Annotated in this window: 17 protein-coding genes; 12 read left to right on the forward strand and 5 right to left on the reverse strand. The window is 62.3% G+C overall.

Annotation, left to right across the window (positions count from 1 at the left end; all coding sequences use genetic code 11):
• Positions 1-145 precede the first annotated feature (145 nt).
• Positions 146-439 carry a hypothetical protein gene (locus NKJ20_RS08790; protein WP_352743592.1) on the forward strand — a complete coding sequence of 98 codons (294 nt, stop codon included), beginning with the start codon at positions 146-148 and terminating at the stop codon, positions 437-439.
• A gap of 27 nt (positions 440-466) precedes the next feature.
• Here NKJ20_RS08790 and NKJ20_RS08795 read toward each other — a convergent pair whose 3' ends face one another.
• On the reverse strand, positions 467-868 hold the full coding sequence (locus NKJ20_RS08795; protein WP_352743593.1) for a GFA family protein: 402 nt from the start codon (positions 866-868) through the stop codon (positions 467-469).
• Between the two features lie 175 nt (positions 869-1043).
• On the opposite strand from NKJ20_RS08795, the gene NKJ20_RS08800 reads away from it, so the two are divergent.
• The 3 genes from NKJ20_RS08800 (at position 1044) to NKJ20_RS08810 (ending at position 3541) form a co-directional block, all read left to right on the forward strand.
• Positions 1044-1823: a TlyA family RNA methyltransferase gene (locus tag NKJ20_RS08800; RefSeq protein WP_352743595.1), complete on the forward strand. Its 780-nt coding sequence runs from the start codon at positions 1044-1046 to the stop codon at positions 1821-1823.
• A complete protein-coding gene (locus tag NKJ20_RS08805) occupies positions 1820-3061 on the forward strand; it encodes a class I SAM-dependent RNA methyltransferase (protein ID WP_352743597.1) in 1242 nt (413 codons plus the stop codon). Before NKJ20_RS08800 ends, NKJ20_RS08805 begins: the two co-directional genes overlap by 4 nt.
• Positions 3062-3169: 108 nt before the next feature.
• A complete protein-coding gene (locus tag NKJ20_RS08810; RefSeq protein WP_352743599.1) occupies positions 3170-3541 on the forward strand; it encodes an antitoxin Xre/MbcA/ParS toxin-binding domain-containing protein in 372 nt (123 codons plus the stop codon).
• Between the two features lie 54 nt (positions 3542-3595).
• On the opposite strand, the gene NKJ20_RS08815 is transcribed toward NKJ20_RS08810, so the two are convergent.
• From NKJ20_RS08815 to NKJ20_RS08830, 4 genes are all read right to left on the reverse strand, one after another.
• The gene (locus NKJ20_RS08815; protein WP_352743601.1) at positions 3596-3985 is read right to left on the reverse strand and encodes a type II toxin-antitoxin system VapC family toxin; all 390 of its coding nucleotides are present in this window, start codon (positions 3983-3985) and stop codon (positions 3596-3598) included.
• The gene (locus tag NKJ20_RS08820; protein WP_023674129.1) at positions 3972-4247 is read right to left on the reverse strand and encodes an AbrB/MazE/SpoVT family DNA-binding domain-containing protein; all 276 of its coding nucleotides are present in this window, start codon (positions 4245-4247) and stop codon (positions 3972-3974) included. The genes NKJ20_RS08815 and NKJ20_RS08820 overlap by 14 nt, the downstream gene beginning before the upstream one ends.
• 151 nt (positions 4248-4398) lie before the next feature.
• The gene (gene tldD, locus NKJ20_RS08825) at positions 4399-5811 is read right to left on the reverse strand and encodes a metalloprotease TldD (protein ID WP_352743603.1); all 1413 of its coding nucleotides are present in this window, start codon (positions 5809-5811) and stop codon (positions 4399-4401) included.
• 127 nt (positions 5812-5938) lie between these two features.
• Positions 5939-6463, reverse strand: a complete 525-nt coding sequence (locus tag NKJ20_RS08830; RefSeq protein WP_352743604.1) for an invasion associated locus B family protein — start codon at positions 6461-6463, stop codon at positions 5939-5941.
• 371 nt (positions 6464-6834) lie between these two features.
• On the opposite strand from NKJ20_RS08830, the gene coxB reads away from it, so the two are divergent.
• From coxB to NKJ20_RS08870, 8 genes are all read left to right on the forward strand, one after another.
• A complete protein-coding gene (gene coxB / locus NKJ20_RS08835; RefSeq protein WP_352743606.1) occupies positions 6835-7713 on the forward strand; it encodes a cytochrome c oxidase subunit II in 879 nt (292 codons plus the stop codon).
• Positions 7714-7751: 38 nt separating this feature from the next.
• On the forward strand, positions 7752-9404 hold the full coding sequence (gene ctaD / locus NKJ20_RS08840; protein ID WP_352578610.1) for a cytochrome c oxidase subunit I: 1653 nt from the start codon (positions 7752-7754) through the stop codon (positions 9402-9404).
• 75 nt (positions 9405-9479) lie between these two features.
• Positions 9480-10424 (forward strand): heme o synthase, encoded by a 945-nt coding sequence (locus tag NKJ20_RS08845; protein ID WP_352578609.1) that lies wholly within the window; start codon positions 9480-9482, stop codon positions 10422-10424.
• Positions 10421-10588: a cytochrome c oxidase system small membrane protein gene (locus NKJ20_RS08850; RefSeq protein ID WP_502894815.1), complete on the forward strand. Its 168-nt coding sequence runs from the start codon at positions 10421-10423 to the stop codon at positions 10586-10588. Before NKJ20_RS08845 ends, NKJ20_RS08850 begins: the two co-directional genes overlap by 4 nt.
• Positions 10589-10595: 7 nt before the next feature.
• Positions 10596-11228, forward strand: a complete 633-nt coding sequence (locus NKJ20_RS08855) for a cytochrome c oxidase assembly protein (protein ID WP_352743607.1) — start codon at positions 10596-10598, stop codon at positions 11226-11228.
• A 1-nt stretch (position 11229) separates the two neighbouring features.
• Complete coding sequence (locus NKJ20_RS08860) at positions 11230-12111, forward strand: cytochrome c oxidase subunit 3 (RefSeq protein WP_352578608.1); 882 nt, start codon at positions 11230-11232, stop codon at positions 12109-12111.
• 82 nt (positions 12112-12193) lie between these two features.
• Positions 12194-12580 (forward strand): DUF983 domain-containing protein, encoded by a 387-nt coding sequence (locus NKJ20_RS08865; RefSeq protein ID WP_352621654.1) that lies wholly within the window; start codon positions 12194-12196, stop codon positions 12578-12580.
• A complete protein-coding gene (locus NKJ20_RS08870) occupies positions 12577-13332 on the forward strand; it encodes an SURF1 family protein (protein WP_352743609.1) in 756 nt (251 codons plus the stop codon). Before NKJ20_RS08865 ends, NKJ20_RS08870 begins: the two co-directional genes overlap by 4 nt.
• The last annotated feature ends 22 nt before the right edge of the window (positions 13333-13354 follow it).

Below are 13354 nucleotides of genomic sequence, written 5' to 3' on the forward strand. Positions count from 1 at the left end.
AAATCTCAACTGCTTGAATCAAATTGCCGGCGCACAGTCGTAACATGCTGTTTACGCTGCCGTTTGGCGATTTGCTTACCGTGTCCTTTGGCCGTTCTTCAACGCTGCCCTGCTAGAAGGCAACCAGGCAGGGGAAAGAAGACCAATGAGATCGCTTTTGGGCGGCATCGCGCTTGCGGCCATCTTCGCCGCGTCGGCCGGGGCCGAAACGCGCTGCGACCGCAAACTCGAAGAGGCGGTGATGGGCATCGTCGCCGGCAAGATCGGCGAAATCCGCGGCGGCTTTTCCTACAAGCAGGCGCCGCAATTTGTCGTCATGCCAGATACCTTGCCGAAGGCGTCAATTTCCGTTGACCGGCCGCGCCCGCAGGTGTTCGGCGACAGCAGCGACGGTCCGACGCCGGCCGCCGAACGGCGGGTTTCGCGGACCAGATTCTAAAGCATGATCCCGAAAAGACTCTAGAAACTAGAACCACATGTCCCGCACACAGCGACCATCTCTCGGCAAATCCTCGAATGTATCGAGACCATCGAAATGGTCGATCGGGAGATCGGCGACGGCCTCGGGCGGCGCAAGCCTCACATTGACGGCGATGCGGTAGCGCCCAGCCGCATCGGGATGCAAACCGCGCCAGGCCAGGACGCAAGCGCAGGTTGGGCAGAAGAGAATCTCAAGCGAAGGATGAGCCTTTCCGACGCGCCGATAGGCGCTTACGGGCCCGGCAAGGCGGATGCGTTCGTCGACATAGTCGTAAGCCCAGAGCGTGCCGTAGCGACGGCAAAGTGTGCAACTGCAGGCAGTGATCGAACCGGGATCGCCCTCCAGGGTCCAGTGGGCTGCGCCGCAGTGGCAGGTTCCCGTCAGCATGTTCCTCCTCCACGTTTCGACGGCTAAACGGCATCTCTTTCTTAGCATTGCGTCGGGTCTCGTGCGAGGTTCGACAAACAGCGCAGCGGCTTGATGCGTTCACCGCCTTTCCAACTATGCCTTCTCTGATCGCCAATCTCCTTGCCATCATCGTTGGCTTTCGCCATGAAGGCCGATGACTTCCCTTCCGCCAGCCAGCATACGCCAGCGGCTCGACGAATTGCTCGTCCAGCGCGGCCTGTTTGCCAGCCGCTCGCGTGCCCGCGACGCGGTCGAGCGCGGCACCGTGACGGTCGATGGCATCGTCGCCCTCAAGCCGGGCCAGGCCGTTCTGCCTGAGTGCAACATCGTCGTTGACGATCCGGCGCAAGGTTACGTGTCGCGCGCTGCACTGAAGCTGAAGGCTGGTCTCGACCATTTCGCCCTCGACCCCACCGGCAGCGAAGCGCTCGATGTCGGCGCCTCGACCGGCGGCTTCACGCAGGTGCTGCTCGAACGCGGCGCGGCGCATGTCACGGCGATCGATGTCGGGCACGGCCAGGTGCACTCCAACATTGCCGGCGATCCGCGCGTGACGGTAATTGAAGGCCTGAATGCGCGCGAACTATCGGCCGCCGATCTCGGCGGCCGTGTGCCGGATTTCATCGTCTCGGATGTCAGCTTCATATCGCTGAAACTGGCGCTGCCGCCGGCGCTTGCCTTGGCCAGGAATGGCGCAAAAGCTGTGTTTCTGGTCAAGCCGCAATTCGAGGCCGGCCGCGAGGCGATCGGCAAGGGCGGCCTGCTGAAGGACCCCTATGATGCGGCGCGCATTGCCGGCCTGATGCAGGACTGGCTCGATGCCATTCCCGGCTGGCGCTCGCTGGGGCTTCATCTGTCACCGATAGAGGGCGGCGACGGCAACCGCGAGTTCCTGCTCGGCGGCATCAAGGACGTCGAGACCCAGAGGCGATGAGCACCCGTTTCACGATCGCAAGGTTGGGCTCGCAGGGCGACGGCATCGCCGAGACGGAAACCGGCGAGGTTTTCATTCCGTTCGCGCTGCCGGGAGAGGTCGTCACCGCCGCGCGGGAGAAAGATCGCGCCACCTTGATGTCGGTCCTTCAGGCTTCGCGGTTGCGGGTCGATCCGCCGTGCCGGCATTTCGGCGCATGCGGCGGCTGCGCCGTCCAGCATCTCGAGACTGAAGCCTATCACCGGTGGAAGCGCGAAAAGGTCGTGCATGCGCTGAAGAGCAAGGGCATCGCTTGCGATGTCGGGGCGCTGGTGCCGTGCGCGCCGCACACGCGCCGCCGCGTCGTCTTCACCGCCCGGCGGAGCGAGGCGGGAATGCAGTTCGGCTTCGTTCGCGCGCTGTCATCCGAGATCATCTCGATCGAGGAATGCCCGATCTCGGCGCCGCAGATCGTCGCTGCGCTCGACCGTTTGAGGATGCTTGCCGGACTGATCTGCACCACGACCAAATCGTTCCACATGGCGGTGACGGTGACCGGTTCCGGCCTCGATGTCGCGGTTCACGATTCCGGCAAGCTCGGCGAGAACCAGCGCCGCGTCGCTTCCAACTTCGTCATCGCCGAGGGGCTAGCCAGGCTGTCGGTCGACGGCGAGGTCATTATCGAACCAAACAAACCGGTCGTCCTGTTTGGTGGCGTCGCCGTCGCAGTGCCTCCGGGCGCTTTCCTGCAGGCGACCGAAGCTGCCGAACAGGCGATGGCCAACATTGTCGGCCAGCATTTCGCGCGCGCCAAAAAGGTCGCCGATCTCTTCGCCGGCTGCGGCAGCTTCGCGCTGCGCCTGGCCGCAAGATCGGAGGTTCATGCGGTGGAAGGCGATGCGGCAGCACTCGCGGCGCTCGACCGGGCATTCCGTTTCGCCAGCGGCCTGAAGCGGGTGACCGGCGAACGTCGCGACCTGTTCCGGAGGCCGCTCACATTCAAGGAGTTGAATGCCTTTGACGGCGTTGTCTTCGACCCGCCTCGCGCCGGCGCCGAGGACCAGTCGAAGCAGATCGCGCGCTGCGACGTGCCGCTCGTCGCCGCGGTGTCTTGCAATCCGGTAACGCTGGCGCGGGACCTACGCATCCTCATGGACGGCGGCTACGCCCTGAAGAGCGTGACGCCGATCGACCAGTTCCTGTGGTCGCCGCATGTCGAGGCCGTGGCGCTGTTGGAGAAGCCGAGACGAAGGCGCTAGCAGCCAGGGCCTGAAACGCGCACCAAAAAAGCACATTTTTAGCGCACGTCGTTCAAACTGTGCCAAGAAATTTAGCGCACGTCGTTCAAACTGTGCCAGGAAATTGCCATGAGCACCGCAGCCTTCGAAATTTCGGCATCGCGCTTCGGCGAGGAGCGGGCGCCGCTTCTCTCGCCAAGGCGGGTCGCTGAACTGCTAGCGGTCAATATGACAGAACTGGCGGGGCTGACCGGTCTCGCGCGCAACACGCTTGCCGCCAAGCCCGGTGCGCGCAAGGTCGACGCCGCATTGAGTCCCATCGTCCGTATCCTGGCGATGGCCGGCGAGATGGCCGGTGATGAACATCGTGCGGCGATCTGGTTCAAGCATCAGCCGATCCCCGGTTGGGCCGGAAAGACCGCCTACGATCTGGTTCGCGAAGGCAAGACGGACAAGGTGCTTGCCTATCTGGAGGCAGTCCGCTCCGGCATCTATGCCTGAAACCAGGCTGACCCTGTGGCGCGCTTTTGTGCCGCGCTGGGCCGCTGTGAGCTGCTATGCTTCTTGCACGCGTTCGTATCCGGCCGCCTTCGCGGCCCTGACGAACTTGCGGTCAAAAGTCGCGAAGCCAGCGCAGTGAGCGGACTTGCCCAGATGCAGCGCATCAGCGAAATCCAACCCCTGTTCCGAGAGGTCGAGCGCGGACGACACGACCGCCCCGTCTTCCACCTCTACCGTGGGAAGCCCGCTAAACACCCGTAGCGTACGGGCGATTTCAAGAGGCGCAAAACCGTAGGCGCTGCGCAACACCCATTCGACTTCCAGCATCACCGTGACGGCGACAAAGACCGGCTGGCTATCGATCAGCGCCCGGGCGCGGGAAGACTGCGACGGGTGATCGCCCGTCAGGTAGCGGACGATCACGTTGGTATCAATTGCGAGCATGGCGCCGCCGCGCTTCGGCGAGCACGCCCGCGTCCATTTCTTCCAACGTCTTCGGCCTGCCGCTATAGCGCAGCGATCCAAACACGTCCTCTGGCCGCGTCTCGGCGAAGACTGGCGCAGGCTTCAGTAGCACGCCCTCCGGGGTATCCTCGACCAGAAGGCGTGTGCCGGCATGCCATTCCCTCCGTTTCCGGATCGCGCTGGGCAGGATAACCTGTCCCTTGGTCGAGACCGTAGTTACGAGCTTCTCTGCGGCAGCCATCTCGGCACGTCCTTAGGTGTAAGACGAATGTAAGATAGTCGAAGCTCTCGGCAAATTCAAGGCGCAAGCTACTCCTACTTAAAGCGATGACAAGGCAGTGGGCGGCGGGGATTGGTTGTTCCGGAGCGGCGATAATTCGGCGTCAACTCCATCAAACCCTGGTGCCGCCGACTGTCATCTGGTTCATCCTGAGATGCGGCTGGCCGACGCCGACCGGCACGCCCTGTCCGGCCTTGCCGCACATGCCGATGCCGGTGTCGAGCTTCATGTCGTTGCCGATCATCGCCACACGATGCATGGCATCCGGCCCGTTGCCGATCAGCATGGCGCCCTTGATCGGCTGCGTCACCTTACCGTTCTCGATCATGTAGGCTTCGGTGCAGCCGAACACGAACTTGCCCGAAGTGATGTCGACCTGGCCGCCACCGAACGACACGGCATAGATGCCGTTCTTGACCGAGGCGATGATCTCGTCCGGCTCCATGTCGCCTGCTGTCATGTAGGTGTTGGTCATACGCGGCATAGGCTCGTGCGCGTAACCTTGGCGTCGCCCGTTGCCGGTGGCTTTCATGCCCATTAGCCGGGCGTTCTGACGGTCCTGCATGTAGCCGACCAGCTTGCCATCGTCGATCAGCACGTTATAGGCCGAAGGCGTACCCTCATCGTCGACGGTCAGCGAACCACGCCGCTCGGGCATGGTGCCGTCATCAACGACGGTGACGCCTTTCGCCGCCACCTGCTGGCCAAGCAGGCCGGCGAAGGCCGACGTCTTCTTGCGGTTGAAATCGCCTTCCAGCCCGTGGCCGACCGCCTCGTGCAACATGACGCCCGGCCAGCCGCTCGACAGCACGATGTCGAAAGTGCCGGCGGGTGCTGGAACCGCTTCGAGATTGACCAGCGCTTGCCGCAATGCCTCCTTGGCCGCGTGCCGCCAGCTGTCCTCGATCAAGAATTCACCAAAATCCTTGCGGCCTCCCATGCCGTAGGAGCCGCTCTCCTGGCGGTCGCCGTCGCCGACCACCACCGACACGTTGATCCTGACCAGCGGACGGATGTCGCGCACCCCCTGGCCGTCGGCGCGCACGATCTCGACATGCTGCCAGGAGGCGGCGAGCGACGCCGTCACCTGCCTGACGCGCGGATCCTCGGCCCGCAGCCATGCATCGATTTCCTGAAGCAGCTTGGCCTTGGCCTCGAAGGAAGGCGAGGGGATAGGGTTTCCGTCGCCGTAGAGATGGCGGTTGGTGCGGGCAGGCGCTGCGGCAAGCGTGCCGGAATAGCCGCTCTTCACCGTCGAAACGGCATCGGCGGCGCGCAGCAGCGAGGCTTCGGAGAGATCGCTGGAATGGGCGTAGCCGCTGGCTTCGCCGGCGACGGCGCGCAGGCCGAAACCCTGGTCGGTGTTGAAATTCGCGGTCTTCAGCTTGCCATTGTCGAACATCAGCGATTCGCTTTCGCTATATTCGAGAAACAGTTCGCCGTCGTCGGCGCCGTTAATAGTCTCGGCAACGATTTGCTTGATGCGATCGTCGGAAATGTCAAATTGGCCGATCAGGCTGTTCATGGCAGGTCCATTCGCAGGAGGATTGTTTCCCACGATGTAGGCGCGAAGGCCCGCACAGACAATCTGAAATAAGATTTGCCGTGACCTCGGCCGGTCAACTCACTGGATCGCGCTACAAGACCCAGTCTCAAGGCAGGGCGGCGAAGCCGTCGGCGAAACCCTTGAGGTCGACGGGAATGCCGATGCCCTCTTCCGGCGTCTGGAAGACGATGAAGGTGGCGGACGTACCGGTCTTCAGCGTGTCGAGCAGCGGTTTTTCCAGGATGACCTCGGCATAGCAGCCGTCTTGGAAACAGCGCACGAAATAGGCGCGGCCGATATCCTTGCCGTCGACATTGAGGCCGAGGCCGTTGGGCAACAGCACGCCGAGCGGCGCCAGCACACGCAGGATTTCGGCCTTGTTGTCGGCTGTGCGCAGCACGACAACGGAAAGACCCATTTCCGGACGGTCCTCGGCGACGACGTTCTGCATCATCACGCATTGTTCGGATGTAGCACCGGCGGGCGTATCGCAGATGATCGACCACGCCCCGTGCGTTGACTTCACCGTGCCGCTTGGCTGCGCGGCATTGGCCAGGCCGGCCTCGGACAAGGCTATTGCGGCGGCAACAAAGATGACCTTCGCCAAGGTTCTCGAAAGCCAAGGGTTCATGACGGCTCCATTGCGAATCACGGCACTTTAAGCCGCACTAAACCCAAGTAAAGGACGAGACCCCGGCGATCTGCCCCGACACAGGCAACAATGCGCTTTTCCGTGCCAATTTCGCCCTAATTGCGACGGTTCCGCGCGCCGCGCGGCTCATTCTACCCGGATGCCGCTCTGGTGATTCGCGGCGAGCCGTCACCGCACGAAGCCAGCGCCGCGCTTGCGCGCAAAAATGCCGCACGGGTTCCGGCGCTCCTTTCTTGCGGAGGCAAATAGAGTATGGTTTGAACCAGCCTTGAATTGTCCGGGATTCCCGTCCCGGCATTGTTCGACATTCTTGCGGTCCGATCGCGAGGAACTGGGAGATGACGAGGGCGATGAGAAAATTCCTGGCAACCGCCAAAATCGTAGCTACTGCCGCCGCCACGTTGTTTGCCGCTGCATCCGCTCATGCAGCCCAGCCCCAACCTTGGGAAACCAGTTTTCAGCCTCCGGCAACCGACATTATGCGGCAGATCGAGTGGTTCGGGAACTACTCGTTTGCGTTCATCATTGTGATCACCGCCTTGGTGCTTTTCCTGATTGCCTACTGCATTTTGCGGTTCCGGGCGAGCGTCAACCCGACGCCGTCGCGCACCAGCCACAACACGCTGATCGAGGTCATCTGGACTGTCGGTCCCGTCGTCATCCTGCTCTGTCTCGCCATTCCCTCGTTCCAGCTGCTGACCGCGCAATACACGCCGCCGGAAGAAGCCAAGCTGACCGTCAAGGCGACCGGCAATCAGTGGAACTGGGACTACGAATACCAGGTCGACAACACGCTTTCCTTTAATTCCGCGATCCTTCAGGATTCCGACAGGGCTGCTGCCGGCAAGGAAGATCGCGCCGCGTATCCGCGCCTGCTCGCCGTCGACAATGAGATGGTGGTGCCGGTCAGCACCATGACCCGGGTGCTGGTGACGGCGACCGACGTCATTCACGCCTTTGCCATGCCGTCCTTCGGCATCAAGACCGATGCGGTGCCGGGCCGCATCAACGAGGTCTGGTTCAAGGCGGACAAGGAAGGCCTCTATTACGGCCAGTGCTCGGAACTCTGCGGCAAGGACCACGCCTTCATGCCGATCGCCATTCGCGTCGTCTCCGATGCACAATACAAGACCTGGCTGGCGGCAGCCAAGACCGACCTTCCCGGCGCCAACAAGGCGCTGATGGCCGAGGTCGATGGCACGAACAAGGTAGCGGCCGCCGGCAATTGATGCCGCGACCAGAAAAGATTCAGGGAACGGAGCCGACCATGGCGCACGCTGCAGCTCACGACGACCACGACCACAAGCCGTATCATGGCTGGGTCCGGTGGGTGTATTCGACCAACCACAAGGACATCGGTACGCTTTATCTGATCTTCGCGATCATGGCGGGCTGCATCGGTGGCGCCTTGTCGGTCGTCATGCGCATGGAATTGCAGGAGCCGGGCATCCAGATCTTCACTGGCCTGGCGCAGATGGTCTACGGCATGAACGGCGACGCCGCCATCGACGGCGGCAAGAGCATGTACAATGCTTTCACCACCGCGCATGCGCTGATCATGATCTTCTTCATGGTGATGCCGGCGCTGATCGGCGGCTTTGCCAACTGGATGGTGCCGATCATGATCGGCGCGCCGGATATGGCCTTCCCACGCATGAACAACGTGTCGTTCTGGCTGCTGCCGCCGGCTTTCATTCTGCTGATTTTCTCGGCCTTCGTCCCGAGTGCGCCCGGCGCCTACGGCGTCGGCGGCGGCTGGACGCTTTACCCGCCGCTGTCGACATCGGGCCAGCCTGGACCGGCCATGGACCTGGCGATTCTGTCAATCCACATAGCCGGCGCCTCCTCGATTCTTGGCGCCATCAACTTCATCACCACCATCTTCAACATGCGCGCGCCCGGCATGACCATGCACAAGATGCCGCTGTTCGCCTGGTCGGTGCTGATTACCGCCTTCCTGCTGCTGCTGTCGTTGCCGGTGCTGGCCGGCGGCATCACCATGCTGTTGACCGACCGCAATTTCGGCACCACCTTCTTCGCCCCGGACGGCGGCGGCGATCCGATCCTGTTCCAGCACCTGTTCTGGTTCTTCGGCCATCCGGAGGTCTACATTCTGATCCTGCCGGGTTTCGGTATCATCAGCCATATCATCTCGACCTTTTCGAGGAAGCCGGTGTTTGGCTATCTCGGCATGGCCTATGCGATGGTTGCCATCGGCGCGGTGGGCTTCATCGTCTGGGCCCACCACATGTACACGACGGGCCTGTCGCTCGACACCCAGCGCTATTTCGTCTTTGCCACCATGGTCATCGCGGTGCCGACGGGTGTGAAGATCTTCTCGTGGATCGCCACTATGTGGGGCGGGTCGATTTCGCTCAAGACCCCGATGCTGTGGGCGATCGGCTTCATCTTCCTGTTCACTGTTGGCGGCGTCACCGGCGTGCAGCTGGCCAATGCCGGCCTCGACCGCCCGCTGCACGACACCTATTTCGTGGTCGCGCACTTCCACTACGTGCTGTCGCTGGGCGCGGTCTTCGCCATCTTCGCCGGCTGGTACTACTGGTTCCCGAAGATGACCGGCTACATGTATTCGCCGGTGATCGCCAACACCCACTTCTGGGTCACTTTCGTCGGCGTCAACCTGGTCTTTTTCCCGCAGCACTTCCTCGGTCTCTCCGGGATGCCGCGTCGCTATATCGACTATCCGGATGCCTTCGCCGGCTGGAATATGGTGTCGTCCTACGGCTCGTACATCTCGGCTGTCGGCGTCGTCATCTTCCTCTTCGGCGTCTTCGAGGCGTTCCAGAAGAGGCGGGTCGCCGGCGCCAATCCTTGGGGCGAGGGTGCGACCACGCTGGAATGGCAGCTGCCTTCGCCGCCGCCGTTCCACCAGTGGGAACAGTTGCCGAAGATCAAGTAGGCGGTTGCCTCCTTAATACGGAACCGCCGGCCGGCCGGCGGTTTTGGCCAACGGAATGATGGACTTTAAGTACGCATGGCCCTTGCCGAAGACAGACTGATTGACGAGCCGGGCTTCCGCATGTCGGAAGCGACGGCGGGCGATTTCTTCGCCCTGCTGAAGCCGCGCGTCATGTCGCTGGTGGTGTTCACTGCGTTTGTCGGCATGGTCGCCGCCCCGGTGACCATCAATCCGCTGCTGGCGGTGATCGCGATCCTGGCTATTGCCATCGGCGCCGGCGCCTCCGGTGCGCTCAACATGTGGTACGACGCAGACATCGATGCGGTGATGACGCGCACCGCCGGCCGTCCCGTGCCGGCCGGCCGCATCCGACCGGGCGAGGCATTGAGTTTCGGGTTGGTGCTGTCGGTTCTGTCGGTGATGACGCTCGGCGTGCTGGTCAACTGGTTGGCAGCATCGCTTCTGGCTTTCACCATCTTTTTCTATGCCGTCATCTATACGATGTGGCTGAAGCGCTGGACGCCGCAGAACATCGTCATCGGCGGGGCTGCCGGTGCCATTCCGCCGGTCATAGGCTGGGCGGCGGTAACCGGATCGGTCAGCCTCGAAAGCTTGGTGCTGTTCCTGATCATTTTCCTGTGGACGCCGCCACATTTCTGGGCGCTCGCGCTCTTCAAGTCGGAGGACTATGCGAAGGCAGGCATTCCGATGATGCCGAATGTCGCCGGCCAGGCCTCGACCAGGCGCCAGATCTTTGCCTATGCGCTGGTCCTCGCACCGGTTGGCGTGCTGCCATGGGTTCTCGGCTTCACCACGCCGGCCTATGGCATCGTTGCATTGCTGCTCGGCGCCGGCTTCGTCTGGTATGCGTGGAAGGTGCTGCAAATGGCCGATGACGACCGGGCGATGAAGCCGGCCAAGGCCTTGTTCGGCTATTCGCTGCTCTATCTCTTCGCCATCTTCGCCGCCTACCTTGGCGATTGCGTTGTCGCGCGCGCGCTGACCATCGGTGGAGCATGAGCATGATCGAAAAGAAGCTTGAACTGGTCACGCTGACCGAACGTCAGCAGAAGGCCCGCCGCAATCGCTCGGCCGCAATCGGTTTCGCGCTGGCGGCGCTGGTCGTCATATTCTACGTCGCGACCATCGTGAAATTTGGTCACAGTTTCCCCGGCTCGATGTGAGCTCACAATGACCAGGCAAACAGTCACCGATCCTACGAAGAAAAACACGAACCGCGTCGTCGCCGGCGTCTGCATCGCGTTCTTCGGCGGCATGATCGGCATGGCCTACGCCGCGGTGCCGCTCTACGCGATGTTCTGCCAGGCGACAGGCTACGGCGGCACCGTCAAACGGGCGACCCAGCAATATGCCGATCGGGTGCTCGATCGCGACATCACCATCCGCTTCGACGCCAACACCGCCGGCGTTCCCTGGCAATTCCAGCCGGTCGCCCGCTCGATCACCATCAAGATCGGCGAAACCGCCGAGGCGCATTTCAGCGCGACCAACAAATTCAGCCGTCCCATCACCGGACGCGCCACCTTCAACGTGCAGCCGGAACTGGCCGGACCTTACTTCAACAAGGTCGAGTGTTTCTGCTTCACCGACACGACGCTGAAGCCGGGCGAGACGCTGGACATGCCGGTCGTCTTCTATGTCGATCCCGACATCGTCAACGCGCCGGAATTGAAGGATCTGACGACGATTACCCTGTCCTACACGATGTTCCCGGTCGACAAGACCAAGCCGGTCGCATCATCGGTGCCGGCCGACGGCCGCCGCAACAAGATTTCAGATACCGAAGCAAGCCTCGGGGGTTGACATGGCAGACGCACACGCAAAACCACAACATGACTACCACCTTGTCGACCCGAGCCCGTGGCCTTTCCTGGGCTCCGTCGGGGCGCTGGTGACCGCGTTCGGCGGCGTCTGTTACATGCAATATCTCAAGGGCGGCGATTTCCCGATCTTCGGTTTCAACATCGCTAATCCATGGTTGTTCTTCATCGGCCTGCTGATCGTCATCTACACGATGTTCGCCTGGTGGTCGGATACGATCAAGGAGGCGCATGAGGGACACCATACCCGTGTCGTGTCGCTGCATCTGCGCTACGGCATGATCATGTTCATCGCCTCCGAGGTGATGTTCTTCGTCGCCTGGTTCTGGGCCTTCTTCGACGCCAGCCTGTTTCCGGGCGAGGTCCATCAATACGCCCGTACCGCCTTCACCGGCGGCGTCTGGCCGCCCAAGGGCCTCGAGGTTCTCGACCCCTTCCATCTGCCGCTCTACAACACCGTCATCCTGCTTCTGTCGGGTACCACGGTGACCTGGGCGCACCACTCGCTCATCCACGGCGACCGCAAGGGCCTGATCAATGGCTTGGTGCTGACCGTCGGCCTCGGCATGCTGTTCACCATGGTGCAGGCCTATGAGTACATGCACGCGCCGTTCGGCTTCAGGGATTCGATCTACGGCGCCACCTTCTTCATGGCGACCGGCTTCCATGGTTTCCACGTCATCATCGGCACGATCTTCCTGTTGGTCTGCCTGATCCGCGCCATGAAGGGCGACTTCACGCCCAAGCAGCATTTCGGCTTCGAGGCCGCCGCCTGGTATTGGCACTTCGTCGACGTGGTGTGGCTGTTCCTGTTTGCCTCGATCTACGTCTGGGCATCGAACGGCGCGATGATCGAACCGCACTGAGATCGAGCTGAGGAAATCGACAAGGCGGCTGCGGCGACGTGGCCGCCTTATCTTTTGCGGCAAATGCTCCTAGGATGACCTCATGAGCGACGACAAGGCGATCTGGCCACCAATCGATCCGATCTCGGCCGGCTTGCATGGCCGCTGCCCCCGCTGTGGCGAGGGCAAGCTGTTCTCCGGGTTCCTCACGGTCGGTGATCGCTGCTCCAATTGCGGCCTCGATTATTCCTTCGCCGATGCCGGCGACGGGCCGGCGGTGTTCGTTATCCTGATCATCGGCTTTATCGTCGTCGGCCTGGCGTTGTGGATGGAGGTGACGCTCAATCCGCCGCTCTGGCTGCATCTGCTGCTGTGGATTCCGCTGACGCTGGTGCTTTGCCTGGCGGCGCTCAGGCTGATCAAGGGCGTGCTGCTGACGCTGCAATACCGCAACAAGGCGGCCGAGGGCCGGCTGGACCGCGGCGAATGAGCGAGGCATCAGGTTCGGTGGCCGGCCGGTCGCGGCCGAAGCGCGCATTGGCACTCGGCCTGGGTATCGTCGTGTTTTTGATCCTGCTGGCGCTCGGCACCTGGCAGCTTCAGCGCCTGCACTGGAAAGAGGGCCTTCTCCAGACGATAGACCAGCGCACGCATTCGGCGCCTGTGCCATTGGCCGAGCTCGAAAAGCGGTTTGCTGCCGCCGGCGACGTGGACTACACGCCGGTGATAGTGACCGGCATTTTCCTGCATCGAGGCGAGCGGCATTTCCTCGCCACCTGGGAAGGCCAGTCCGGTTTCGACGTCTTCACGCCGCTACAGCTCGACGATGGCCGTTTCGTGCTGATCAACCGCGGCTTCGTGCCTTACGATTTCAAGGATCCAGCCAAGCGGCCGCAGGGGCAGGTAACGGGCAAAATGACGGTGACGGGGCTCGCCCGCAACCCGCTGCCGGCCAAGCCCTCGATGATGCTTCCCGACAATGATCCGCAGAAGAATATCTTCTACTGGAAAGATCGTGACGCGATGGCCTCGAGCGCCGGCCTGCCGACAGGTGCGGCGCTGGTGCCGATCTTCATCGATGCGAACGCCACGCCCAACCCCGGCGGGCTGCCAGTTGGCGGTGTCACCGTCATCGACCTGCCGAACAGCCATCTGCAATATGCGATAACCTGGTACGGCCTTGCCGCCGCCCTTGCCGGCGTCCTGATCTCCTGGCTCCGCCGCCCGGCGAAAGACCAATGATCGCCGCCACTACCCTTGACAG

The organism is Mesorhizobium sp. M0185 (genome assembly GCF_040322175.1).
Taxonomy (GTDB): domain Bacteria; phylum Pseudomonadota; class Alphaproteobacteria; order Rhizobiales; family Rhizobiaceae; genus Mesorhizobium.